The sequence below is a fragment of the Roseateles sp. genome (assembly GCF_049240545.1).
Taxonomy (GTDB): domain Bacteria; phylum Pseudomonadota; class Gammaproteobacteria; order Burkholderiales; family Burkholderiaceae_C; genus Paucibacter_A.
Window position 1 is genome coordinate 1 of record NZ_JBMLSK010000154.1, and the last position, 1,132, is coordinate 1,132.

1 protein-coding gene is annotated in these 1,132 nt (G+C 70.3%); it reads left to right on the plus strand.

Going from position 1 to position 1,132, the window contains the following annotated elements:
- Positions 1–96 precede the first annotated feature (96 nt).
- On the plus strand, positions 97–1,132 hold a 1,036-nt coding region (gene istA, locus ACOVRJ_RS09885), incomplete at its 3' end, for an IS21 family transposase (RefSeq protein ID WP_422043682.1).

Sequence of the window (1,132 nt, forward strand, 5' to 3'; positions counted from 1 at the left end):
CGACACCCTAGTTTGCTGGTAAGGCGACACCCAGATTCACGCACCTCCGGGTCGACCCCGTAGCCTCGACCGCTTTCGTCCTGGAAGGGAGCGGGCGTGGCGATCACCGATCTGGAGATCCGCATGACCATCAAGACCTTGGCCGCCAAGGGCGTGCCCAAGCGCGCCATCGCCCGCCAGCTCGACCTCAGCGAAGGCACGATCCGCTATCACCTGTCCCGAATCGCTTCGGGCACCCCCGACGGCCGTGCCACCCAGCCAAGGCGGGCCGGCGTCGCTGCCGATGCCATCGCCCACTGGATGGCGCATCACGACCGCACCAACCTCGCCGCATTGCACGCCTGGCTCGTCGCCGAACACGACTACGCAGGCAGCTTGCGTTCGGTGCAGCGCTTCGTTGCCGACCGCTATCCGCCGCCCCCGCGCCGGGCCCGTCGTCGCGTGGAGACCCCGCCCGGCGCGCAGGCGCAGGTCGACTGGGCGCAGTTCCCCCGCATGGCCGTCGCCGGCGAAGCGGTGACACTGCACGCCTTCCACCTCGTGCTGTCGCACTCGCGATTCGGCGCGGTGGTCTGGATGCCCGCCGAAGACAGCCTGTGCTGGCTGGCCGCGCATAACGCCGCCTTCGAGCGGATCGGGGGGATTCCGGCGGTTTTGCGGGTGGACAACACGAAGACAGCGGTCGTGCGCGGCGCCGGCACCTGGGGCCAACTCAACGACAGCTATCGCCGCTACGCGACGACGGTGCGCTTCCATGTCGATCCTTGCATGCCCTACAGCCCAGAACACAAGGGCAAGGTCGAACGCGCCGTGCGAACGCACCGTGGCATCGATCTCGCCCGCCAGGCCTGGGACAGCGTGCAGGAACTGCAGGCCGCAACCGATGACGCCGTGCGCGACAGCGCGCAGCGCCGGCGCTGCCCCGCCACCGGCGGCAGCGTCTTCGACGCTTGGCAGGGCGAACGCGCGGCGCTGGCGCCGCTGCCGGTCCTGCCGGCCCCGTTCGACCATGTCGCCACCCGGCGCGTCGGCCGTGACGGGCTGGTCGCCTTCGAGGGCCGTCAATACTCCGTTCCGTTCGCCTACCTCGACCGCAGCGTCGAAGTCCGCGGCGGTGCCGGCACCGTGCAGG